The sequence below is a fragment of the Pararhizobium antarcticum genome, assembly GCF_001885585.1.
In the GTDB taxonomy this organism is placed as follows: domain Bacteria; phylum Pseudomonadota; class Alphaproteobacteria; order Rhizobiales; family Rhizobiaceae; genus Pararhizobium; species Pararhizobium antarcticum.
Genome location: NZ_LSRP01000151.1, coordinates 77,944 through 99,593 on the forward strand (window position 1 = coordinate 77,944; position 21,650 = coordinate 99,593).

The 21,650-nt window shown below is 60.6% G+C and carries 22 protein-coding genes; 10 read left to right on the top strand and 12 right to left on the bottom strand.

From position 1 onward, the window contains the following. Positions 1-90 precede the first annotated feature (90 nt). From AX760_RS25485 to AX760_RS25500, 4 genes are read left to right on the top strand one after another with little or no spacing between them, the layout of a single operon-like run. Positions 91-558: a RidA family protein gene (locus tag AX760_RS25485; RefSeq protein ID WP_071835814.1), complete on the top strand. Its 468-nt coding sequence runs from the start codon at positions 91-93 to the stop codon at positions 556-558. Positions 559-574: 16 nt separating this feature from the next. Next, positions 575-1,312 carry a glycerophosphodiester phosphodiesterase gene (locus tag AX760_RS25490; protein WP_071835815.1) on the top strand — a complete coding sequence of 246 codons (738 nt, stop codon included), beginning with the start codon at positions 575-577 and terminating at the stop codon, positions 1,310-1,312. 3 nt (positions 1,313-1,315) lie between these two features. Continuing rightward, complete coding sequence (locus AX760_RS25495) at positions 1,316-2,515, top strand: GNAT family N-acetyltransferase (RefSeq protein ID WP_071835816.1); 1,200 nt, start codon at positions 1,316-1,318, stop codon at positions 2,513-2,515. A 43-nt stretch (positions 2,516-2,558) separates the two neighbouring features. Next, a complete protein-coding gene (locus AX760_RS25500; protein WP_071835817.1) occupies positions 2,559-2,990 on the top strand; it encodes an HIT family protein in 432 nt (143 codons plus the stop codon). On the opposite strand, the gene AX760_RS25505 is transcribed toward AX760_RS25500, so the two are convergent. From AX760_RS25505 to AX760_RS25540, 8 genes are all read right to left on the bottom strand, one after another. After that, entirely contained in the window at positions 2,991-3,362 is a 372-nt protein-coding gene (locus AX760_RS25505; RefSeq protein ID WP_071835818.1) for an AzlD domain-containing protein, read from the bottom strand. Beyond that, a complete protein-coding gene (locus AX760_RS25510; RefSeq protein ID WP_071835819.1) occupies positions 3,332-4,069 on the bottom strand; it encodes an AzlC family ABC transporter permease in 738 nt (245 codons plus the stop codon). Before AX760_RS25510 ends, AX760_RS25505 begins: the two co-directional genes overlap by 31 nt. An 82-nt stretch (positions 4,070-4,151) precedes the next feature. Further along, positions 4,152-6,686, bottom strand: coding sequence for an ATP-dependent Clp protease ATP-binding subunit ClpA (clpA, locus tag AX760_RS25515; RefSeq protein WP_071835820.1), 2,535 nt, complete (start codon positions 6,684-6,686; stop codon positions 4,152-4,154). A gap of 10 nt (positions 6,687-6,696) precedes the next feature. After that, the gene (gene clpS / locus AX760_RS25520; protein ID WP_071835821.1) at positions 6,697-7,050 is read right to left on the bottom strand and encodes an ATP-dependent Clp protease adapter ClpS; all 354 of its coding nucleotides are present in this window, start codon (positions 7,048-7,050) and stop codon (positions 6,697-6,699) included. A 354-nt stretch (positions 7,051-7,404) separates the two neighbouring features. Continuing rightward, positions 7,405-7,758: a phasin family protein gene (locus AX760_RS25525; RefSeq protein WP_071835822.1), complete on the bottom strand. Its 354-nt coding sequence runs from the start codon at positions 7,756-7,758 to the stop codon at positions 7,405-7,407. A gap of 234 nt (positions 7,759-7,992) precedes the next feature. After that, a complete protein-coding gene (locus AX760_RS25530; RefSeq protein ID WP_071835823.1) occupies positions 7,993-8,196 on the bottom strand; it encodes a DUF3126 family protein in 204 nt (67 codons plus the stop codon). 85 nt (positions 8,197-8,281) lie between these two features. Next, positions 8,282-9,112 (bottom strand): serine O-acetyltransferase, encoded by an 831-nt coding sequence (gene cysE / locus AX760_RS25535; protein ID WP_071835824.1) that lies wholly within the window; start codon positions 9,110-9,112, stop codon positions 8,282-8,284. 155 nt (positions 9,113-9,267) lie between these two features. Further along, positions 9,268-10,053 (bottom strand): alpha/beta fold hydrolase, encoded by a 786-nt coding sequence (locus AX760_RS25540; RefSeq protein ID WP_071835825.1) that lies wholly within the window; start codon positions 10,051-10,053, stop codon positions 9,268-9,270. A gap of 179 nt (positions 10,054-10,232) precedes the next feature. Between AX760_RS25540 and AX760_RS25545 the strand changes: the two genes are divergently transcribed. After that, complete coding sequence (locus AX760_RS25545; RefSeq protein ID WP_071835826.1) at positions 10,233-10,478, top strand: zinc-finger domain-containing protein; 246 nt, start codon at positions 10,233-10,235, stop codon at positions 10,476-10,478. 26 nt (positions 10,479-10,504) lie between these two features. Then, complete coding sequence (locus tag AX760_RS25550) at positions 10,505-11,677, top strand: FAD-dependent oxidoreductase (RefSeq protein ID WP_071835827.1); 1,173 nt, start codon at positions 10,505-10,507, stop codon at positions 11,675-11,677. A 7-nt stretch (positions 11,678-11,684) separates the two neighbouring features. Here the strand turns inward: AX760_RS25550 and AX760_RS25555 are convergent, their stop codons facing one another. After that, positions 11,685-12,875 (bottom strand): cystathionine beta-lyase, encoded by a 1,191-nt coding sequence (locus AX760_RS25555; RefSeq protein ID WP_071835828.1) that lies wholly within the window; start codon positions 12,873-12,875, stop codon positions 11,685-11,687. 345 nt (positions 12,876-13,220) lie between these two features. Here AX760_RS25555 and AX760_RS25560 point away from each other — a divergent pair, with 345 nt between their 5' ends. The 4 genes from AX760_RS25560 (at position 13,221) to AX760_RS25575 (ending at position 17,495) form a co-directional block, all read left to right on the top strand. Continuing rightward, positions 13,221-14,246 (top strand): amino acid ABC transporter substrate-binding protein, encoded by a 1,026-nt coding sequence (locus AX760_RS25560; RefSeq protein ID WP_071835829.1) that lies wholly within the window; start codon positions 13,221-13,223, stop codon positions 14,244-14,246. A 97-nt stretch (positions 14,247-14,343) separates the two neighbouring features. Then, the gene (locus tag AX760_RS25565; protein WP_071835830.1) at positions 14,344-15,537 is read left to right on the top strand and encodes an amino acid ABC transporter permease; all 1,194 of its coding nucleotides are present in this window, start codon (positions 14,344-14,346) and stop codon (positions 15,535-15,537) included. A gap of 4 nt (positions 15,538-15,541) precedes the next feature. Beyond that, on the top strand, positions 15,542-16,699 hold the full coding sequence (locus tag AX760_RS25570) for an amino acid ABC transporter permease (RefSeq protein ID WP_071835831.1): 1,158 nt from the start codon (positions 15,542-15,544) through the stop codon (positions 16,697-16,699). 19 nt (positions 16,700-16,718) lie between these two features. After that, positions 16,719-17,495 (top strand): amino acid ABC transporter ATP-binding protein, encoded by a 777-nt coding sequence (locus AX760_RS25575; protein ID WP_071835832.1) that lies wholly within the window; start codon positions 16,719-16,721, stop codon positions 17,493-17,495. A gap of 78 nt (positions 17,496-17,573) precedes the next feature. Here AX760_RS25575 and AX760_RS25580 read toward each other — a convergent pair whose 3' ends face one another. The 3 genes from AX760_RS25580 to AX760_RS25590 are packed head-to-tail and all read right to left on the bottom strand — an operon-like array spanning position 17,574 to position 21,583. Next, complete coding sequence (locus AX760_RS25580) at positions 17,574-19,124, bottom strand: caspase family protein (RefSeq protein WP_071835833.1); 1,551 nt, start codon at positions 19,122-19,124, stop codon at positions 17,574-17,576. Continuing rightward, on the bottom strand, positions 19,124-20,680 hold the full coding sequence (locus AX760_RS25585) for a caspase family protein (RefSeq protein ID WP_071835834.1): 1,557 nt from the start codon (positions 20,678-20,680) through the stop codon (positions 19,124-19,126). The genes AX760_RS25580 and AX760_RS25585 overlap by 1 nt, the downstream gene beginning before the upstream one ends. A gap of 3 nt (positions 20,681-20,683) precedes the next feature. Continuing rightward, complete coding sequence (locus AX760_RS25590; protein WP_071835835.1) at positions 20,684-21,583, bottom strand: OmpA family protein; 900 nt, start codon at positions 21,581-21,583, stop codon at positions 20,684-20,686. Between the last annotated feature and the right edge of the window lie 67 nt (positions 21,584-21,650).

Below are 21,650 nucleotides of genomic sequence, written 5' to 3' on the forward strand. Positions count from 1 at the left end.
GCCCATGACGAAGTGGTAATTTCTCCCGTCATGGATCTTGCTTTGCATGCAGCATTTGAAAACAAAAGACAACAATCACCGGAGTTATCCATGTCCGCAGAGATCGAAGCACGCATCAAAGACCTCGGAATCACCCTGCCGCAGGCCGCAGCGCCGGCCGCCAACTATGTTCCCTACGTGATCAGCGGTTCGCATCTCTATATTTCCGGACAATTGCCCATGGAAAGCGGCAAGATCGGCGTGACCGGCCATCTCGGCAAGGATGTGGATGTTGCCACCGGTCAGCGTGCCGCGGAACTCTGCGCGATCAACATTCTGGCGCAGGCTAAGTCTGCACTCGGCGGCGACCTTGGGCGCATCGCGCGGATCGTCAAGATCAACGGCTTCGTCGCCTCGGTCCCGGAGTTCGTCGAGCAGCATCTCGTCATCAACGGCGCCTCGAACCTGCTGGTGAACATCCTTGGCGATGCCGGCGTGCATGCGCGGGCCGCCGTCGGCATGGCATCCCTGCCCTTCAACGCCGCCGTCGAGATCGACGCCGTCATCGAAATTGCCTGATCGGAACAGCAGCGCCATGCCCATTGTCACGAAAGACCTCTCCTGGCTGACAGCACAGCCGGTTGCCCATCGCGGCTACCACGACATGAACAAGACGGTTTGGGAAAACACGCTGCCGGCGTTCAAGCGCGCCGTCGAGGCCGGTTTCGCGATCGAATGCGACCTGCAATATACGGCCGACAGCGTCCCTGTCGTCTTCCATGACGACGACATGCAGCGGCTCTGCGGCATCAAGGGCGATATCCGTGCCAAGACAGCGGGCGAACTCGGTCTGATCGCCATTGGCGGCACGGCCGACAAGGTACCCACCCTCGGTGCGCTGCTCCGGCTGGTCAAGGGCCGGGTGCCGATCGTGCTGGAACTCAAGGGCCGAAAAGGTGATGACGAGGGTTTTGCCGACGCGGTCCTTGAAACGCTCGACGGCTATACCGGCCCGATCGCCCTGATGAGCTTCGATCACTGGCTGTTGAAGGACCTGAAGGCACTCGAGCCATCCTACCCGGTCGGGCTGACGGCGGATGGTGCCAAGCCAGACACATTCGTCGTTCACGAAGAAGCGATGCAGCTCGGGCTTGATTTCGTTTCCTATTTCTACGGGCATCTGCCAAATTCCTTCATCACGAAGGTGCGCGCGCAGGGTGTGCCGGTCATCACCTGGACGGTGCGCGACGAGGCGGCGATCGAGCAGACCTTTGCCCATGCCGACCAGATGACGTTCGAAGGGTTCGATCCGAGAGAAAGGATCATTGCGTAAAGCATGGCAGGCGACGTCAGGATACGCATCGAAACTTCCTTTGCCGACATTACCACGGACAGCTGGAACAGGCTGTCCGGGGCCTCAAAAGGCCAATCCGGCAGCATCTACAATCCGTTTGTCTCGCACGCCTATCTGTCATCGCTGGAGGAATCCGGCTCGGCCATGGCGGAAACCGGTTGGCTCGGCCAGCATCTTCTCTTGGAGAACGACGCGGGCGGGCTCGACGGCGCGCTTCCCTGCTATATGAAAAACCACAGCCAGGGCGAATATGTCTTCGATCACGCCTGGGCCGACGCCTTCGAGCGGGCCGGCGGGCGCTATTACCCGAAGCTGCAATGCTCGGTGCCCTTCACACCGGCGACCGGCCCTCGCCTGCTGCATGCCATGGGGACCGACCGCAGCTCCATCCAGGCGGGGCTTGCCGCCGGGCTGAAGGAGCTGGCCCGCCGCCACAGCATTTCCTCAGCGCATGTCACGTTCCTGCCGCAGGACGAGGTGGCGACACTGGAGGATGCCGGCTTCCTGCATCGCACCGACCAGCAGTTCCATTTCACCAATGCCGGCTACGGCTCGCATGACGATTTTCTGGAGACGCTGGCGTCGCGCAAGCGCAAGGCGCTGAAGAAGGAACGCCGTTCGGCCCTCGAAAACGGCATCACCATCGACTGGCTGACCGGCGCCGACCTCACCGAAGCCATCTGGGACCAGTTTTTTGCCTTCTACACCGATACCGGCAGCCGAAAATGGGGTCGCCCCTACCTGACGCGCAAATTCTACTCGCTGATCGGCGAGCGCATGGCCGACGACATTCTTCTGGTGATGGCCAAGCGGGACGGACGCTACATCGCCGGCGCCATCAACTTCATCGGCGGCGATGCGCTCTATGGCCGGCATTGGGGGGCAATCGAGGATCACCCCTTCCTGCATTTCGAAGTCTGCTATCATCAGGCGATCGATTTTGCGATTGCCAAGGGGCTGGCGCGTGTCGAGGCCGGGGCGCAGGGCGAACACAAGCTGGCGCGCGGCTATCTGCCCGTCACCACCCATTCGGCCCATTTCATCAGCCATCCCGGGCTGGCGCGCGCCGTTTCCGACTACCTCCGGCGGGAGCGCCAGGAGGTGGAGCAGATCGGTGAAATCCTTTCCGACCACAGCCCGTTCCGCAAGGGCGAGCGGCAGGATCCGGATCGCGACGACTAAAATTTGAGCCACAGGATTGAGAGACGTCAGGGAGACCGATGCGATGACAGGCACACACTACGACACCGGCAACATCTTCGCCAAAATCCTGCGCGGCGAGATACCCGCGCACAAGGTCTATGAAGACGAGACGACGCTGGCCTTCATGGATGTCATGCCGCAGGCGGACGGTCATGTTCTGGTGATCCCGAAGACCGCCGCGCGCAATCTTCTTGATATCGATCCCGCCTTGCTTCCCGGCCTGATCGCCGTTGTCCAGACGGTGGCGATCGCCGCGCGCGACGCCTTCGACGCCGATGGCATCACCATCATGCAGTTCAACGAAGCGCCGGCCGGCCAGTCCGTCTTCCACCTGCATTTCCACATCATCCCGCGCAAGGAAGGGTCGATGCTCAAGCCGCATTCCGGCGGGATGGCGGATGGTGCCATGCTCGCCGAGCAGGCAGCAAGAATCAGAAACGCCCTGGCGGGCTGATCAGAACCCCAAAAGGAAAAGGCCTATCCCGAGGGCTGCAATCGCCGTGCCTATGCCGATGGCGGGCTTCTGACGGAACACGAAGAAGGCCAGCGTGCCGGCGGCGATCGCCCCCAGCCGCAGCCAGAGCGGCGATTGTTCGAGAATGCCGGTCGGATAGAGAATGAGCTTGGCGACGACCGCGGCCACCAGCGCGGTCGCAACGGCGCGCACCCAGTTCAAGGCCTCCGAATCCTCGCGCAGGCGGTTTCCGGCGAGAACGCCGAGCCAGCGCCAGAGATCGGTTGCCAGCCAGCCGGCAATGGCGATGAAGGCATAGGCCCACCAGCCGTCGTCCCAGCTCATGTGCCCGCCCTTTGCTTCATTCGCCATGCGCGCTCCACCACCCAGGCCAGCGTGCCGCCGCCGACCCCGGCCAGGAGAATGTCGAATTCCGGCGCAAGCCAGTAGAAGAATGGCCCGGCGATCAATCCGATGACCAGGGCCACATAGATCACCGGATGCCGCGCCGAACTCCAGATCGAGGCGAGAAAATAGACGGGTGTCAGGAAGAAAAGACAACCCGCGATGATCGGCGGAAACTCGGCGACGAAGCGGTAGACGATGGCGACCAGCAGCATGTTGGCAAGAACCAGCGTGACACCGAAGCCGGCAAAGAAGGCGATGCGATGCTGGCGCGGGACCGTCTGGATCCGCTCCATGGCAAACACCCAGGCGGTGATGGCCACGAAATGCGAGAGCAGCAGCAGAAGCCAGGTCGGTGTCCGGGACGTGCGAATTTCCGGAATGAGCGCCGCCACCATCGGCATCAGCCGGATCGAGGAGAGCGTCACTGCGATGAAGGCGGTCAAGAGATTGGCGCCGCTCATGATCGAGCCGACAAGGATCACCTTGGCCGGAAGGGCCCAGACGATGCCGGTCATGAACACCACCTGCTCGACGGGAACACCGGCCTGCGCGGTGAAGGCGCAGAACCCGACGAAGGAGAGCATGAGGATGATCGCCGGGAGGCTGGCTATGCCGCGCATACCGGCCAGGAACCAGTCCCTGCCCGTTCCCTCGCTCTGGCCGACGTCCATCAGTATTTCCAAATATGCCTGTGCCACAAACCATCAGTGCCGGACGATGACGCCCGGCACTGAGAGATCTCTTTGGTTCCGCTTACTTCTTGCGCGGAACCTTGGGAACGGTCCGGCCCTTGCGCGGGCCTTCGCCTGGATCGGCTGACGGTGCAGCTTTTGCCTCGGGCTCACTGACCGCGGCGGCCTTGGCGGCGCGCTTCGGCTTGGCCTTCGTCGCAGGCTCGGCCCCCACCGTCTCGACTTCCCGTGCCTTGGCCGCCTTGGCGGCCTTGCGTACGGGATTGACGACTTCGGCCTTCGGCTTGATGCGGGCCGTTTCCGGAACCGAATCGAGCAGCAGTCCCTTGCTGCCATCCGGCTTGGTGCCGACGGTGACCTTGACGACGCCGCCCTTTTTCAGCTTGCCGAACAGGATCTCATCGGCCAACGGCTTCTTGATGCTTTCCTGAATGACCCGCGAGAGCGGACGCGCGCCCATCTTCTCGTCATAGCCCTTTTCCGACAGCCAAGCGATCGCATCCTGGTGCAGATCGAAGGTCACGTTGCGTTCGGCAAGCTGCGTTTCCAGCTGCATGACGAACTTCTGCACGACCTGGTGGATGACCTGCGTCGGCAGCGAGGCAAACGGAATCACCGCATCGAGACGGTTGCGGAATTCCGGCGTGAACAGCCGGTTGAGCGCCTCTACGTCGTCACCTTCGCGCTTGGCCGAGCCGAAGCCGAAAGCAGCCTTGGCCATTTCCGAAGCGCCCGCATTCGTCGTCATGATCAGGATGACGTTGCGGAAGTCGATCTTCTTGCCGTTATGGTCGGTCAGCTGTCCATGATCCATGACCTGCAACAGGATGTTGAACAGATCCGGATGGGCCTTCTCGATTTCATCGAGCAGCAGCACCGAATGCGGATGCTGGTCGATGCCGTCGGTCAGCAGACCGCCCTGGTCGAAACCGACATAGCCGGGAGGCGCACCGAGCAGACGCGACACCGTGTGCCGCTCCATGTATTCCGACATGTCGAAGCGGATAAGCTCGACGCCGAGCGATGCTGCCAGCTGCTTGGCGACTTCCGTCTTGCCGACGCCAGTCGGGCCGGAGAAGACATAGGAGCCGATCGGCTTGTTGGGTTCGCGCAGGCCGGCCCGCGCCAGCTTGATCGCTGACGACAGCGCCTCGATGGCCAGGTCCTGGCCGTAGACCACCGAGCGCAGTTCCTTTTCGAGGTTGGCGAGAACGGTCTCGTCGTCCTTCGAAACGGTCTTAGGCGGAATGCGGGCCATCGTGGCGATCGTTGCCTCGATTTCCTTCTCCGTAATCAGCTTGCGACGCTTGCCGACCGGCAGCAACATCTGCGCGGCACCGGTTTCGTCGATGACGTCAATCGCCTTGTCCGGCAGTTTGCGGTCGTTGATATAGCGGGCCGAAAGCTCGACGGCCGACTTGATCGCCTCGTTCGAGTACTTCAGCTTGTGATAGTCCTCGAAATAGGGCTTCAGGCCCTTCATGATGGCAATCGCATCGTCGATGCTCGGCTCGACGACATCGATCTTCTGGAAGCGGCGCACGAGTGCCCTGTCCTTTTCGAAGAACTGGCGGTATTCCTTGTAGGTGGTCGAACCGATGCAGCGGATCGCCCCCGACGAGAGCGCCGGCTTCAGCAGATTGGACGCATCCATGGCGCCGCCCGACGTCGCACCCGCACCGATGACGGTGTGGATTTCGTCGATGAACAGAACCGCGCCCGGATACTCCTCGAGTTCCTTGACGACCTGCTTCAAACGCTCCTCGAAATCACCGCGATACCGCGTTCCGGCGAGCAGCGTGCCCATGTCGAGCGAAAAGATGGTCGCGTCTTGCAACGCTTCCGGAACCTTCTTCTCGACGATGCGCTTGGCGAGCCCCTCGGCAATCGCCGTCTTGCCGACGCCGGGATCGCCCACGTAAAGCGGGTTGTTCTTGGAGCGGCGGCACAGGATCTGAATGGTGCGGTTAACCTCGGAATGGCGACCGATCAGTGGATCGATCTTGCCGACCTTGGCCTTTTCGTTGAGGTTGACGCAATAGGCCGTCAGCGCATCCTGCTGTTTCTTGGCGCCCTGTTCGTCCTGGTCGCGCGGTGGCTTCGGCTCGGAATCGGGCTCGTCTGCCCCCCGCAGCGGACGTGATTCCGAGGCTCCGGGCCGCTTGCCGATGCCATGCGAGATGAAATTGACGGCGTCATAGCGCGTCATCTCCTGCTCCTGCAGGAAATAGGCGGCGTGGCTTTCGCGTTCGGCAAAGATCGCGACGAGCACGTTGGCCCCTGTGACTTCCTCGCGGCCCGACGACTGAACATGGATCACCGCACGCTGGATGACGCGCTGGAAACCGGCTGTCGGCTTGGAATCCTCGTCGTAGCCGGTCACCAGATTGCCGAGTTCGTGGTCGACATAATCGGACACGGTCTTGCGCAGGCTGTCGAGATTGACGTTGCAGGCGCCCATCACGGCCGCTGCATCCGCATCGTCGATCAACGCCAGGAGGAGGTGCTCAAGCGTCGCGTATTCGTGGTGGCGCTCATTGGCCAGAGTCAGAGCCTGATGCAACGCCTTTTCAAGGCTTGTTGAAAATGTTGGCACGTTCAGTTCCTCATTTCTTTTCCATGACGCATTGCAGCGGATGCTGATGTTCGCGCGCGAAATCCATCACCTGCGTCACTTTGGTTTCGGCCACCTCGTAGGTAAAAATACCGCATTCACCCACGCCGTGATTGTGAACATGGAGCATGATGTGCGTGGCCGTTTCGCGATCCTTCTGGAAGAAACGCTCCAGGATATGGATCACGAATTCCATCGGCGTATAGTCGTCGTTCAGAAGCAGGACACGGTACAGGCTCGGCTTCTTCGTCTTGGGCTTTGTCCGGGTTATGACGGAGGTGCCACGGTTGGCATTGTCCCCGTCGCCCTCGCTGCCCTTTTGCATCCGGACCGGCATGGCGATCATTCTTCTTCATTCCCTTGGACAGCCGCAAAACGTGGGAGATCGTTGCGGCGTGTGCGTGACATATAATCTAGTGGTTCTTTTTCAGATTTTAAGACTGTTCTTCCGCACTGCAATCACATTTGCGTTCGGCGACGCAAGATTGACCAAATTTCCCTGCAGCGCCGTGCAACCAGTATGACGCACAAGGCACGCTCAAGCACTTTTAATCGACTGCGTCATTTTCACCTTCAAACGATTCCGCTTGAAGGAACGATGCAGCAGGGTATCCCCGCTTGCGCCATCCTGCAAACGACAAAAAACCGGCTGCGCTTGAGGCAGCCGGTTCTGAGACGTGAAATAACGATTGCGCGCGGATCAGGCCGCAGCGGCAGCCTTCACAACAGCGGTGGCCTTGGCGACCGGCGCTTCATAGGGCTTGTAAGCATCCTTGGCGAGGTCGGCATACATTTCGCCAATCTTCGTCGCTTCGGAGACATAGCCTTCATAGGAGGACTTGACGTAGCCGGTCTGCAGTTCGAAAGCCGCCTCGACGCTCTTCACGCTCGAAAGCTTTTCGAAATGCGCAACGCTGTTTTCGAAAGACTTCTTGGAATAATCAGCAGCCTCGGTCGCGATCGCCTGAAATGCCTTCGTCATCGCCGAATAGCTTTTCATCATCGTTTCCATGGCTTCCTTGTTCTTCTTGTTTGCGTCTTCGAAATTGAACATCCGGTTGCTCCTTGTTGCCGGCTGACGATGAAAATAGTTTAGGTGCACTGCACAATAAAGTCAATATATACGTGCATTGCAATAAACTCTGTCTTTGCAACGGCTTGATGAAAACCCCGAAAATTTCGACCTATTTCGTTCGTTTTCGAGCCCAGAAAAACAGGTCCAAACAAAAAACCCGCCCTGAATGGCTCAGGACGGGTCGGGTCTTTTCCGGTCGAATGCGTTGTTCGACTACAGGTCGATGTCGAGGATCGCCATGGAGAAGCTGTAGGACAACTCGCCGTCTTCTTCGTCGCGGAAGACCACGCCGAGGAACTCGTCGCCGAGATAGACTTCAGCGGATTCATCCTTCTTCGCACGCGCCTTGATCATCATTCCCGCGTTGAATGTGCGCTTGAAATAGGCTTCGAGCTTTGTGATTTCTTCGGGCTTCAAGTCTCGTCTCCAGAATAGTTTGATTTGCGCCGCTTCTCGCATGGAGCCTCAAGCGCTGTAAACCCCAAAGGGCGATGGATGGTGATCAGATTTCGAACGTCGTTGCCAGCAACTGGTCCATGGACCGCGACGGCTCCGAGCAACCGGCTTCGCCGACCACGCGCGCCGGAACACCGGCCACCGTGGTTTTCGGCGGCACCGGTTTCAGCACCACGGAACCGGCCGCGACCCTGGAGCAATTGCCGATGTGAATGTTACCGAGGATCTTGGCACCGGCACCGATCAGCACGCCATTGCCGATCTTCGGATGGCGGTCGCTGCCTTCCTTGCCCGTGCCACCCAAGGTCACGCCGTGCAGGATCGAGACGTTGTCGCCGATGACAGCCGTCTCGCCGACAACGAGACCGGTGGCATGGTCGAGAAAGATCCCCTTGCCGATCCGCGCGGCCGGATTGATGTCTGTCTGGAACACCGACGACGACCGGCTCTGCAGATAGAGCGCCAGATCGCGGCGGCCGTGTTCAAGCAGCCAATGGGCCAGCCTGTGCGTCTGGATCGCGTGGAAACCCTTGAAATAGAGGATCACCTCCATAAACCGCGTGCAGGCCGGGTCACGATCGTAGACCGCCTGGATATCGACGCGCAGGATGGCGCCCCATTCCGGCCAATCCGACAGCATTTCCGCAAAGGTCTGGCGCAGCAGGTTCGCCTGGAGATCCGGATGGTCGAGCCGCTCGCAGATGCGATGGATGACGGTTTCCTCCAGGGAGTGCTGATTGATGATGGTCGAGTAAAGGAAAGCGGCCAGGAGCGGTTCCTGTTCGGACGCGGCACGCGCTTCCTGCTGCAGGCTGTCCCAAATCGGGTCCATGGCCTTGACGGTCTCGGTCTGACGTAGATCGGTCTTGGCGACCATCGTCGCTCTCCTTCGTTTTCGTCGCGCTGTGTCGGCACCCTGCGCGAATATAGGATAAAATCCTGCCGACATAAATGGGCAGATGCAAATGACATTCCCGTCACGGACGAGCCCGTGGGATGCCTTTGCCCACAAGGCGTCCGCCTTCGCGGTCTCTAAGCGGGGCCGATGGCTGCCAGAAATTCGAGCGCCGCCTTCTTGAACACCCTGTCTCCGACCGCCAGCATGTGATCGCGGCCCGGGATGTCGAGCGCGGTTGCCTGGGGCATCAGGGCGGCGAGTTCCTGGGGCGAGCCGGCAATGTCGTCTGCCGTGCCGACACCGATGAGCGCGGGCACATCGATGCGAGCCATCTCGGCTTGCGTCAACAGGTCACGCGAGGTGGAGATGCAGGCGGCAAGCGCGACACGGTCGCTTTTCGTCTGGTCGGCAAAGGCCCGGAACATACGGCCCCTCTCATGCGTCACCACATCCAGCGACGGCGCGCGCAAGGCATCCGCGATCGGATCCCAGTCACCGACACCGGTGACCATGCCGATGCCAAGGCCGCCGAGGATCAGCGAGCGCACGCGATCGGGGTGATAGAGCGCAAGAAATGCGGATATGCGCGCGCCCATCGAATAGCCCATGATATGGGCCTTTGCGATCCCCAGATGGTCAAGCAGGGCTGCGGCGTCGCCGGCCATCACCTCTGCATGATACAGGGCCGGATCGTGCGGCTTGCTGCTGGCCCCGTGGCCGCGATTGTCGAGCGCCATCACGCGGTAACCGGTATCACCCAGCGTTTTCAGCCAGCCGGGAAACACCCAGTTGACGTTGGCGCTCGAGGCAAAACCGTGAATCAGCAGGATCGGATCGCCGGAAGGATCACCCGCGTCGAAAAAGGCGATGTCGAGGCCGTCATGGCGAAACTTGGAAAACAGCGGCGGATCGAGGGTCATGGCTTTGTCCTGTTGCGCCCGGAACCTAGAATTTTCTGCCGCGGGGGAAAACCCCCGGCGCGCCAAAACCAACGCAAAAGCGAAAGGCGCGGCATCTTTACAGCTACACTTTTCAAACAAAGCCCCCTATGGTGCGGCCCGAATTAGAGATGCATCAGCAGACTTCAGTGGAGCACGACATGGCCGGGCACGGTATTCCTCATTTCCAGAACGACGGCGGTCACCGGGTCATCGAGATCGGCGTCAAGGAATTCATGTGCACGGGTGCGTCAGTGCCCTTCGACCACCCGCATGTCTATCTCGACATGGGCGACGACAACGAAAAAGTCTGCCCCTACTGCTCGACGCTCTACCGCTTCGATCGTACGCTGAAGGCCGAGCAGACCGTGCCGGACGGCTGCGTGTTTCACGCCAGGGCAGCCTGAGCCGCAGAGCGGCGAAAGAAATCTCAATGCCTGAGAGCGTATCGATTGCGATCGTCGGTGCCGGCATCGCCGGCCTGACGGCGGCACTTTCGCTGGCCAGCCGCGGTTTTTCCGTCGACATCATCGAGCAGGCCGCAGAACTCAGCAGCATCGGTGCCGGGCTGCAACTCTCACCGAACGCAACTGGTATCCTCGCGCGTCTGGGGCTTCTGCCGGCGCTCGAAGCCGTCTGGACCGAGCCGAATGTGATCGCGCTGGTCGACGGACGGACGCTGAAGCCCCTGGCGCAGGTGCCGTCTGGCGCCTTCGCACGAAACCGATGGAAGGCGCCCTACGGCGTGCTGCATCGCGCCAGCCTGCAACGCATCCTGATCGAGGCCGTTGCGCGGCAGCCGCTCTGCCGGCTGCACCTTGGACAAAAGCTGGAAACCGCAGACCCTCAATCGATTGCCGCCCTCACAGGCCAAGCTGCCGGACTGATTATTGGTGCCGACGGGGTCTGGTCGTCCGTGCGAACGCAGGTTGCGGAGGCCGGCCGGGCGCTATTTTCCGGCCATGTCGCCTTCCGCCTCACTGTCGGCTGGGACGCGGCGCCTTCACTGCTCGACCCAGGCAGGGTCATCGCGTTCCTCGGTCGAAAGGCACATCTCGTCGCCTATCCTTTGCGGGACGCGAAATTGTTCAATCTGGTTGCCATCACGAAGGGACTCTCCGGCCAAAGCCTGTCATGGGATGGGAGCGCTGCCGGGGCGCGGCAGAGCGAACTGCTCGCCGCCCTTTCAGGCTGGCATCCGGACCTGCGCCGCTTGATCGGGCTCAGCCCAGAGCCGACTTTCTGGCCGCTCCACGAAGTCAGCGATGGCCCCTGGCACAACGGGCGCGACACCATCCTGATCGGCGATGCCGCCCATGCGATGATGCCGTTTGCAGCGCAGGGCGCGGCGATGGCGATCGAGGATGCCTGGGAGCTGGCCGCCTTTCTCGATTCTGGCCGCTCACAGCCACAGGCGCTGGCCGCCTTCGTCGAACACCGCAAAAAGCGGATCGGGAAAGTCCGGGCGCGCGGCGCCTTCAACCGCTTTGCCTACCATGCCAGCGGCCCGGTCGGCCTGGCCCGCAACCTGGTCCTGTCACGGAAGCGGCCAGAGGATCTGGCCGCCGATCTCGACTGGCTGTACGGCTACAGCGCCGGCGACTGAGCGGCCCTCAGACGGCTGCGGCCGCGCTCAGGCCGGCTTCGATGTCCTTGCGCAGGTCTGCCACGTCTTCGAGACCGATCTGCAGACGCAGCACCGGCCCTTCGGTCGGCGCCTTGGAGATCGTGCGGTCCGAAAGGCTGACATGCACCGCAAGGCTCTCATAGCCACCCCAGGAATAACCGAGGCCGAAAAGCGACAGGGCATTGAGGAAGGCGTGCGCCTTCGCCTTGAACCTGTCCTCGCTCTCCACCTTGAGCACGATCGAAAAAATACCGCTGGAGCCGCAGAAGTCACGCTTCCAGAGGTCGTGGCCGGGGAAGCTCGGCAAGGCCGGATGCAGGACACGCGCAACGTCGTCGCGTTCGGCCAGCCAGCGCGCGAGGTTGAGCGTGCTTTCCTGGTGCCGTTCCAGGCGCAGGCCCATTGTCCTGAGGCCGCGCAGGATCTGGTAGCTGTCGTCGGGCGACCCGCAGATGCCGAGCGTGAGATTGGCTTCCTTCAGTTGCGCCCAATGCGTCGCATTGGCCGAAACCGTGCCCATCAGGATGTCAGAATGGCCGGACGGATATTTGGTGGCGGCATGAATGGAAATATCGACGCCATGGTCGAGCGGCTTGAAATAGAGGGGTGTCGCCCAGGTATTGTCCATCGTCACCACGCAGCCGTGGCGGTGGGCGGCAGCCGCGATCGCAGCGATGTCCTGCATCTCGAAGGTGTTGGAACCCGGCGCTTCCGTGTGCACCAGCTTGGTGTTCGCCCGGATCAGCGATTCGATCCCGGCACCGATCATCGGGTCATAGTATTCGACCGTCACGCCGAGCCGCGTCAGCATGGTGGTGCAAAAATGACGGGTGGGGAAATAGACCGAATCGACGATCAGCGCATGATCGCCGGCCGACAGGAAGGCGAGGAACGGAACCGTGACAGCCGCCAGACCCGACGGCACAAGAATGGTCCCGGCAGAGCCTTCCAACGCATCGATCGCTTCGCAGAGCGCGTCGGTGGTCGGCGTGCCCCGGGTGCCATAGATGTATTTCTGCGCCCGGGTTTCCATGGTCTTGGCATCCGGGAACAGAACTGTCGAGGCGCGCACGACGGGCGGATTGACGAAGCCGTGGTAGTCGGCCGGGTTGTTTCCTGTATGGCTCAGACGGGTGTTCACGCCTGCCCCGGCCAGAATGGTCTTTCTATCTGTCATTGCATCATTCCATTGGAGAAACTATTGACCGAGTTTTCGGTGTCTGCGCCAAGCGGGTCAAGGGCATTCTGACAGCTGCACACGGGAGAAATCTCCTGAGAACAACTGGGAAGTCCCATTTTTAAGCATAATCCTGCACTTAATCGCGGTGAAACGCCTAAATTTAGATCGAAACTGAGGAATTGGTCCGCGCGGCACATAAAATCGGCAACATGTCTTGACCCTGCGGCGTTTTGGGCATGAGATAGGTCCCACTCGCGCCAGGAGGGTGGCGGGGGCCGCATGTCTCGCCTTACACGGCTGCAGGCTGCGGGACGAACAAGACAACAAAAAGGGTTACAAAAAATGACAAAAATGATCTTGGCGGCGCTCGCGGGCGCTGCAGTCATGGCAATTGGCACACAGGCCGCGTCTGGCGCGACACTTGACGATGTCAAGGCAAAGGGCTTCGTTCAATGCGGCGTAAACTCCGGTCTGGCCGGCTTTTCGGCACCGGATGCATCGGGCAACTGGAGCGGTCTCGACGTCGACTACTGCAAGGCGGTCGCAGCAGCCGTGTTCGGCGATGCAACGAAGGTCAAGTTCACGCCGACATCCGCAAAGGACCGTTTCCCGGCCCTGCAGTCCGGTGAAGTCGATGTTCTCACGCGCAACACGACCTGGACCCTGAACCGCGACACCGCACTCGGCTTCAATTTCCGCGCCGTCAACTATTATGACGGTCAGGGCTTCATGGTTCGCAAGGGGCTCGAGGTCAAGTCGGCGCTGGAACTTTCCGGTGCCGCCGTCTGCGTCCAGAGCGGCACGACGACCGAGCTTAACCTCGCCGATTATTTCAAGGCCAACAACCTCCAGTACAACCCGGTGGTCTTCGAAAAGCTCGAAGAAGTGAACGCTGCCTATGATGCCGGCCGTTGCGACGTCTACACGACCGACCAGTCGGGCCTGTATTCCCTGCGTCTGACGCTTGCCGCTCCGGATGATCACATCATCCTGCCGGAAATCATCTCGAAAGAGCCGCTTGGACCAGCCGTTCGCCAGGGCGACGACCAGTGGTTCGACATCGTGACATGGGCGCATTATGCGATGATCAACGCCGAAGACTTTGGCATCACGTCGGCCAACGTCGAAGAGATGAAGAAGTCGCCGAATCCTGACATCCAGCGCTTCCTCGGCGTTGAAGCCGATACCAAGATCGGCACCGACCTCGGCCTGACCAATGACTGGGCTGTCAACATCATCAAGGCCGTCGGCAATTACGGCGAATCCTTCGATCGCAATGTTGGCCCGTCCAGCCCGCTGAAGATCGAGCGCGGCCTGAACGCACTGTGGAGCAAGGGCGGCATCCAGTACGCACCTCCGGTACGCTAAGACCTTATCGAAAATCGACAAAGCGGCTCCGGCCGCTTTGTCATCCTAAAAATAAAGAAACGCCCAAACAGGGTGTTCAGGGGAAATGAGGCACTGAATGACCGTTGACGCCACGACTCCGTCCGGCAAGGATCGCCCGACACGATCCATTTTGAACGACCCGAAATTTCGCGGCTACCTCTACCAAGGCTTGACGATTTTGCTGCTGGTGGGCTTCGTTTACTGGGTCGCCATCAACACGATTGAAAATCTCCAGCGCGCCAACATCGCTTCAGGCTATGGCTTCCTGAACGGCCGCGCCGGGTTCGATGTCGGGCAATCGCTCATCCAATACAGCTCCGATTCCACCTATGGACGGGCGTTGCTCGTCGGTTTCGTCAACACGCTGCTCGTTGCCTTCTGCGGGATCATCACCGCGACCATCATCGGCTTCCTCGTCGGCATCGGCCGGCTGTCGCACAATTGGCTGATCGCCAAGCTGGCGATGATCTATGTCGAGTTCTTCCGGAATATCCCGCCGCTGCTTGTTATCTTTTTCTGGTACAGCGGCGTTCTTGCCGTCATGCCGCAGGCCCGCGACGCGCTGGAGCTTCCGTTTGATATCTATGTCAGCAATCGTGGCGTGGCATTTCCCAGACCGGTCTTCGAAAGCATGACGCAGTTTACCTTCTATGCGTTTGTCCTTGGTGCGATTGCCAGCTTCTTCATTGCCCGCTTCGCGCGCAAACGCCAGATGGAGACCGGCCAGACCTTTCCGCTGCTGCCGACGGTTCTTGGCCTGATGATCGGCGTTCCGCTGGTCGTCTTCTTGCTCACGGGCAGGCCGCTGTCCTTCGACATCCCCATTGCAGGCCGGTTCAACCTGACAGGCGGCTCCGTCGTCGGGCCGGAATTCCTGTCTCTGTTCCTCGCGCTGTCCTTCTATACCGCTTCGTTTATCGCCGAAATCGTGCGCGCCGGCATCCTCGGTGTCAGCAAGGGGCAGTCGGAAGCAGCCCATGCGCTGGGCATCCGGCCCGGACTGACAACGCGGCTGGTGGTCATTCCGCAGGCCATGCGCATCGTCATTCCACCGCTCACCAGCCAATACCTCAACCTGACCAAAAACTCGTCGCTGGCCATCGCCATCGGTTATGCCGATCTCGTAGCTGTCGGCGGCACGATCCTCAACCAGACAGGTCAGGCAATCGAGATCGTCACGATCTGGATCATTGTCTACCTGACATTGAGCCTTTCGACGTCGCTATTCATGAATTGGTTCAACGCCAGGATGGCATTGGTGGAGAGATAAGATCATGAACGCTGAGGCAATCAATTTCGTTCGCCGCGACATGCTCGCACAAGAACCGCCGCCGGGGCTCCAGAAGGGGCTCGGCGCGTGGATGAAGAAGAATATGTTTGCGACACCGAAGGACTCCGTCCTGACGATCATCGCATTCCTCATTCTGGTCTGGATGGTGCCACCGGCAGTCAAGTGGCTGTTTATCGATGCGTCCTGGACCGGGGGCGGACGCGGGGTCTGCGCCACGGTGGCGCAGGGCGGATCACAGCCGGAAGGCTGGAGTGGCGGTTGCTGGGCCTTCGTTGGCGCCAAGTTCGACCAGTTCCTGTTCGGCCGCTATCCGGTCGAAGAACGCTGGCGGCCCATTCTGGTCGGTGCCCTCTTCATCGCACTGCTCATTCCCATGCTGATGCCCAAGGTGCCGCACAAGATCATCAATGCGATCCTTCTGTTCATCGCCTTGCCGATCTTCGCTTTCGTGCTGTTGCTCGGTGGCGTTTTCGGACTGGTACCGGTCGAAACACCGCTCTGGGGCGGCCTGATGGTCACCCTGATCCTGTCCTTCGTCGGCATCGCTGTCTCCCTGCCCTTCGGCATCGTGCTCGCACTCGGTCGTCGGTCACAAATGCCGGTCATCCGGATGATCTGCACGATCTTCATCGAAATCGTGCGTGGCATTCCGCTGATCACGGTGCTGTTCATGGCAAGCGTCATGCTGCCGCTTTTCCTGCCGCAGGGCATGACGGTCGATAAGTTCCTGCGCGCGCTGATCGGCGTCTCGTTCTTTGCATCCGCCTATATGGCAGAAGTCATCCGGGGCGGCTTGCAGGCGATCCCCAAGGGGCAGGCCGAAGGCGCCGATTCGCTCGGTCTCAGCTACTGGCACAAGATGAACCTGATCATTCTGCCGCAGGCCCTGAAGCTCGTTATTCCCGGGATCGTCAATACCTTCATCGGTCTCTTCAAGGATACATCGCTCGTCTCGATCATCGGCATGTTCGACCTTCTCGGCATCGTTCGCCTGAACTTCTCCGACTCGAACTGGGCATCACCCGTCACACCGATCTCGGGCCTGATCTTTGCAGGCTTCACGTTCTGGATTTTCTGCTTCGGCATGTCGCGCTATTCGGGGTTCATGGAACGCCTGCTCGACAAAGGCCACAAACGATAACTCTCAAGGGGAAACAACAATGGCAACCGAAGCCGCAACCTCAAAAATGGAAGTCTCCGCCACCGACGTCGCCGTCGAAATCGTCGGCATGAACAAGTGGTATGGCGACTTCCACGTTCTGCGCGACATCAACCTGAAGGTCATGCGCGGTGAACGCATCGTCATCGCCGGCCCTTCGGGCTCGGGTAAGTCGACGATGATCCGCTGCATCAACCGGCTGGAAGAGCACCAGAAGGGCAATATCTTTGTCGACGGTATCGAACTCACCAACGACCTGAAGAAGATCGACGAAGTGCGCCGCGAAGTCGGCATGGTGTTCCAGCACTTCAACCTCTTCCCGCACCTGACGATTCTCGAAAACTGCACGCTGGCCCCGATCTGGGTCCGCAAGATGCCGAAGAAGCAGGCGGAAGAAGTGGCGATGCACTTCCTCAAGCGCGTCAAGATCCCGGAACAGGCCCATAAATATCCGGGCCAGTTGTCCGGTGGCCAGCAGCAGCGCGTGGCGATTGCCCGCTCGCTCTGCATGAACCCGCGCGTCATGCTGTTTGACGAGCCGACATCCGCACTCGACCCGGAAATGATCAAGGAAGTTCTGGATACGATGGTGGGCCTTGCGGAAGAAGGCATGACCATGCTCTGCGTCACCCACGAAATGGGCTTTGCGCGTCAGGTTGCAAACCGCGTGATCTTCATGGACCAGGGCCAGATCGTCGAACAGAACGAGCCGGCCGAGTTCTTCGACAATCCGCAGCACGAACGCACCAAGCTGTTCCTCAGCCAGATCCTGCACTGATCGAAATATCCGTGCGAAAACAAAAGGTCCGCTTCCATCGAAGCGGACCTTTTTCGTCTCCTTGGATCGTGGCTGACGTTACTCGACGCTGTATTTCAGCGTCGTCATCGACCATTGGATGCCGCGATTTTCAAGATCTCCGGTCCAGGTCTTTTGCAGGCGCGCAACGATATCGCTCAGCGTTTCCCGGGCATTGAGTTCGACCTTGAGGCCACGCTCATAGGGCGCGAGAGAATCAAGGTCGACCGCATCGCTGACGACGATCGCCACCATGATGCTTTCGCCGGACCCGTCTGCCTCGAAATCGAACCCGTAATAATCATCCGGCATGGTCAGCGTCGAACCGGCCCTGAGCGGCGTGATCTTCTGGGCAAACTCGTTCGGAAAGAACTGCGTGGCAATCCCGTTCGTGTTGACATCGAGCAGGATCAGATTGCCGCCCAGTTTGCTGGTCACCGAAACCTTGAAGACATCGCCCTTTTTCATCTTCGGTCCGCGATCGAGCGCGATCGTGACGTCGCCAGTGTCTGCCTTGCCGACGATATCGCCGACCGCTGACACCGGATTGGCATCGACATAGACGGGTTGCGCGGAGGCCTCGACCTTGACCTGCTCGTAAGTGGCGTCGTGCTTCTGCTCGTCAGGCGCTGCAGCCACGTCGTCAGGCACAGGCTGTGGCTCGACGACGCTTGTGCCGAGCGCGGCAGTCAGTGTTTCCAGTTGCGGATCGAGGTTTTCGCAATTTTGCTGCGACTGGCAGTAGGCCTGCGACTGCGCCTTCACATATTCGAACAATTCGGCCTTGCTGATCAGGCCATTGCCATTGCCATCGGAAGCGGTCGGCGTGTGGCCACCAATATAGGCGGAGGTGAAGACGCCGTGGCGCTTGTCTTCCGGCAGGCGCACATCGTCCCATGCCACCTGATAGGGGGCCGCCGCACTCCAGGTGGTCACGCCGCTTTCCTTGACGACGGGCTTGTCGACGACGCCAGCGTCGATCCGCAGCCCGCGGGTCAATGCCTGCTGGACCGGCTGGGCAAAGGGACGCGGCAGGTAGCGTGCGCCTTTGATGCCGGCGGCCACATCCGGCGAAAGCGAACGCGAAATCGTGCCGGAATGGCAGGCGTCGATGACCAGCGTCACCACCCTGCCCTTCATCCTCTCCAGCAGCGGCTCGATATCATCATCCAGAATGACATTGGTCCAGTCGCTGTCGACAGCCTTGATATCGTAGGTTGAGAGCGCCTCGTCCATGCCGTCCTCCTCATCCTCGTTCAGGTCCTTGACCTGCAGGCCGTGGCCGGAGAAATAGAGAAAGATGCGATCGCCATCCTTTGTATCCCTGATCAGCCAGTCCTCGATCGAGGACAGGATCGAAGCGCGGCTGGCTTGCGCATCCTTGAGCACACGGATGCTGTCCGGCTCGAAATCCAGTGTGTTGGTCAAGAGATCCTGCATGGCCAGGACATCGTTCTTCGGACCGTGCAGGAACATGTCCGGCGGCAGGCTTTCATAGGTCCCAATGCCGATCAAAAGCGCCCTGTCGGCCGCCTGCAGGGGCGATACCATCACCGCCAGCCACACGCAGGCCGGCAGGAAACGGCGCCAAACGCGGATCATGCTCTCCATCACGGCCTCTCCTGTGTGTAGAGCGGCTGGATCGCGATGCTGCTGTCTGATGCATCGATCCGCGTTTGCAGGACCTGCAGCAGGGTTGCTGCGTCGATCGAGGGACTGGCGAGCACGGCAGCAATCGCATCGACCGGCTCGTTGGTCGCGATCACCACGAGATGATCGGCGCCGAATGGCCTGACGACCTCCAGATCCGGCAGCTTGAATGCGGCCTCGCTTGCGGCAGACTGGACGTCGATCAGTTGCACTTCACCGGTATTGGCGAGATTGAAGACGACGCGGCTGCTATAGCCGGAGGCCGGCGCCGCAAATGTCAGCCGGTCCCCGCTCCGATACAGGTCCTTGAGCGGCGTCAGCGAGACCGTGCCGGCCTTCTGGCTGGCCATCGCCTTGAGGAAATCGAGCAGCACGAATTTGTCGACGACGCCCTGCACCCTGGCTTCGGTAATCGCCTGGCCGGCAAGGTCGCCGTTCGGCGTGTAGAAATTTCCAGCCGCCGCATCCCAGCGATAGGGCACGCCGGCGCCGCCGATATTGGCGATCGCGATGGTCGAGCCCGAAACGGACAATGCGAGCTTGTCCGTCCAGCCGAGATCGCGGGCAGATTTGAGGCCGTTTGCCTGCCCGGTCCCGGTCCCGGTCCCGGGCGCTGTCTCTGTCGGCCGTATCAGGCTGCGGCTCAGGGAAACCACGACTTCGTCTTGCGAGCGGGGTATCTGCGGTGTGAAATTTGGGACCTGCAAGGCTTCGGACTGGTTCTTGACGTTGGAAAAAACATAATCTTCGAGTTCCAGCCGTGAAATCATGCCGTCGCCGTTGCGATCGCCGGCCCCTTCAAGGGCGCGCGCGAAACTCCAGCTCAAGGCACCGCGCGGCTCGCCATTGATGATCACTTCGGGCGTCGGCTGGCTTTCCAGCGAGGCGGCGAGCACGGTGACATCGCGGAAATCGCGTTCCCGCAGCTTGGCGCCGGACATTGCTTCTTCTGATGGTGCAGACAGTTTTACGGTAACGGCCGGTGCCAGCCGCGTCTTGCCGGAAAACGACCGGCTCATGCCGCCGGAATGGCAACTGTCGGAGACGAAAAGCACGCGGATGCCCTTGGCCTCGGCCTCAGCAAACCAGGCGTTCAGCTCGTTGTCGACGATGATCTCGTGATCAGTTTCCTCAGCACGGTCGCGGTCGAAGCCGGGCAATTGCAGGAATTCATCGAGCCCGTCATCCTCGTCGCCAGCCACCAGTTCCGGCATCTGCGAGCCGTGCCCGGCATAGGTGAAGATGATCGTATCGTCCTTGGAGGCCCGCTCGACGAAATCGGTCCAGGCATCGCGAATGGCGACCTTGGTGACGTCTGCGTCGATGAATTTGGCAATCTGGGTGATGCCCGCCTGGCCCAGCGCAGCCGCGACGTCCTCTGCATCCTTCACGGCGCCATCAAGACTGCTTTCATAGGGATATTGATCCGCTCCGACGACCAGCGCGTAGGTTTCCGCCGCAGCATTCTGGAGCGGCAGCGCGCCCAGCGTGGCGGCCATGAGGATCCGGCAAAACATGCGTCAATTCTCCACGTCGAGTTCGACACGACGGTTAAGCTGGTGCAGCGTTGCCTCGTCGTAGGCACTGGCATCATCCGGCTTGAACGGTTCGTCCTCGCCCCGTCCGACACTTTTCCACCTGCCCTTGTAGCCTGCGGACACAAGATAGTGGCCGAGCGCCTCGGCACGTTTCAGGGACAGGCTGCGATTGGCCTGCGGCGAACCGACCGGGTCCGTATGGCCGATCAGCGTGATCGACGTGGGATTGACCGACTTCAGGCACTCGCTTACGTCCTTGGCGGACTGCAACCCCTCCGGCGTGAAGTCCGCGGTACCGAACACATAACGCACGGGCGTTGATTTCTTTTTCAGGGATACGCCCCGGTAGGTAACCTTGCAGGGCCCGCGCAGGGCAAGCTTGACCGGCTTGGTCGCCACGAGCCGCATTTCACCGGCAAGATGGTCCAGCCTGCGGATGTAATCGGCGTCCGGCGCCATCCAGTCCGGCGTCAGCGTCTCGTTCGCCGCATCCTCCAGCGCCAGCTGGTAGTATTGCGCCGCAGAATCATAGTCCTTGCGCTCGCGACTGATGTCGCCCAGCGCGTCGAGCACCTGCCAGGGCGCTCCGATGGTCTTTTGCACTGTCTCCAGCTCAGCGCCGAACTCCTGAAGCTTCCGGCCCTGCCCGACCGCGCCGACAATGCGGTTGAAGGTTGCAAGCGCCGCGACCCGATCGATGATCGCCATCTCATCCGGCGAACAGGTCTGTGCAAAATCAGCGGCGGCGACCGCCCGTGCGCCAGCCTCGTCGCCGGCATTCATCCGGTCGGCGACATCGCTCAGCGCCGTGCAGGCGGCGGCGGCCGGAACAGCAGAGATCACCCCAAACAGGGATGCAAAAACAGCTGTTCTCAAAACCATGGCCCTGTCCTTTCCTCATTATTCCGCGTGTTGATCCCGCGTTTTGTGAAGACGGGCCCACCGTTTC

Bases quoted from the DNA above. Each gene is read 5' to 3' on its own strand.
- AX760_RS25485 (WP_071835814.1), top strand. From the start codon at position 91: ATGTCCGCAGAGATCGAAGCACGCATCAAAGACCTCGGAATCACCCTG.
- AX760_RS25490 (WP_071835815.1), top strand. From the start codon at position 575: ATGCCCATTGTCACGAAAGACCTCTCCTGGCTGACAGCACAGCCGGTT.
- AX760_RS25495 (WP_071835816.1), top strand. From the start codon at position 1,316: ATGGCAGGCGACGTCAGGATACGCATCGAAACTTCCTTTGCCGACATT.
- AX760_RS25500 (WP_071835817.1), top strand. From the start codon at position 2,559: ATGACAGGCACACACTACGACACCGGCAACATCTTCGCCAAAATCCTG.
- AX760_RS25505 (WP_071835818.1), bottom strand. From the start codon at position 3,362: ATGGCGAATGAAGCAAAGGGCGGGCACATGAGCTGGGACGACGGCTGG.
- AX760_RS25510 (WP_071835819.1), bottom strand. From the start codon at position 4,069: ATGGACGTCGGCCAGAGCGAGGGAACGGGCAGGGACTGGTTCCTGGCC.
- clpS (WP_071835821.1), bottom strand. From the start codon at position 7,050: ATGATCGCCATGCCGGTCCGGATGCAAAAGGGCAGCGAGGGCGACGGG.
- AX760_RS25525 (WP_071835822.1), bottom strand. From the start codon at position 7,758: ATGTTCAATTTCGAAGACGCAAACAAGAAGAACAAGGAAGCCATGGAA.
- cysE (WP_071835824.1), bottom strand. From the start codon at position 9,112: ATGGTCGCCAAGACCGATCTACGTCAGACCGAGACCGTCAAGGCCATG.
- AX760_RS25540 (WP_071835825.1), bottom strand. From the start codon at position 10,053: ATGACCCTCGATCCGCCGCTGTTTTCCAAGTTTCGCCATGACGGCCTC.
- AX760_RS25545 (WP_071835826.1), top strand. From the start codon at position 10,233: ATGGCCGGGCACGGTATTCCTCATTTCCAGAACGACGGCGGTCACCGG.
- AX760_RS25550 (WP_071835827.1), top strand. From the start codon at position 10,505: ATGCCTGAGAGCGTATCGATTGCGATCGTCGGTGCCGGCATCGCCGGC.
- AX760_RS25555 (WP_071835828.1), bottom strand. From the start codon at position 12,875: ATGACAGATAGAAAGACCATTCTGGCCGGGGCAGGCGTGAACACCCGT.
- AX760_RS25560 (WP_071835829.1), top strand. From the start codon at position 13,221: ATGACAAAAATGATCTTGGCGGCGCTCGCGGGCGCTGCAGTCATGGCA.
- AX760_RS25565 (WP_071835830.1), top strand. From the start codon at position 14,344: ATGACCGTTGACGCCACGACTCCGTCCGGCAAGGATCGCCCGACACGA.
- AX760_RS25570 (WP_071835831.1), top strand. From the start codon at position 15,542: ATGAACGCTGAGGCAATCAATTTCGTTCGCCGCGACATGCTCGCACAA.
- AX760_RS25575 (WP_071835832.1), top strand. From the start codon at position 16,719: ATGGCAACCGAAGCCGCAACCTCAAAAATGGAAGTCTCCGCCACCGAC.
- AX760_RS25580 (WP_071835833.1), bottom strand. From the start codon at position 19,124: ATGGAGAGCATGATCCGCGTTTGGCGCCGTTTCCTGCCGGCCTGCGTG.
- AX760_RS25585 (WP_071835834.1), bottom strand. From the start codon at position 20,680: ATGTTTTGCCGGATCCTCATGGCCGCCACGCTGGGCGCGCTGCCGCTC.
- AX760_RS25590 (WP_071835835.1), bottom strand. From the start codon at position 21,583: ATGGTTTTGAGAACAGCTGTTTTTGCATCCCTGTTTGGGGTGATCTCT.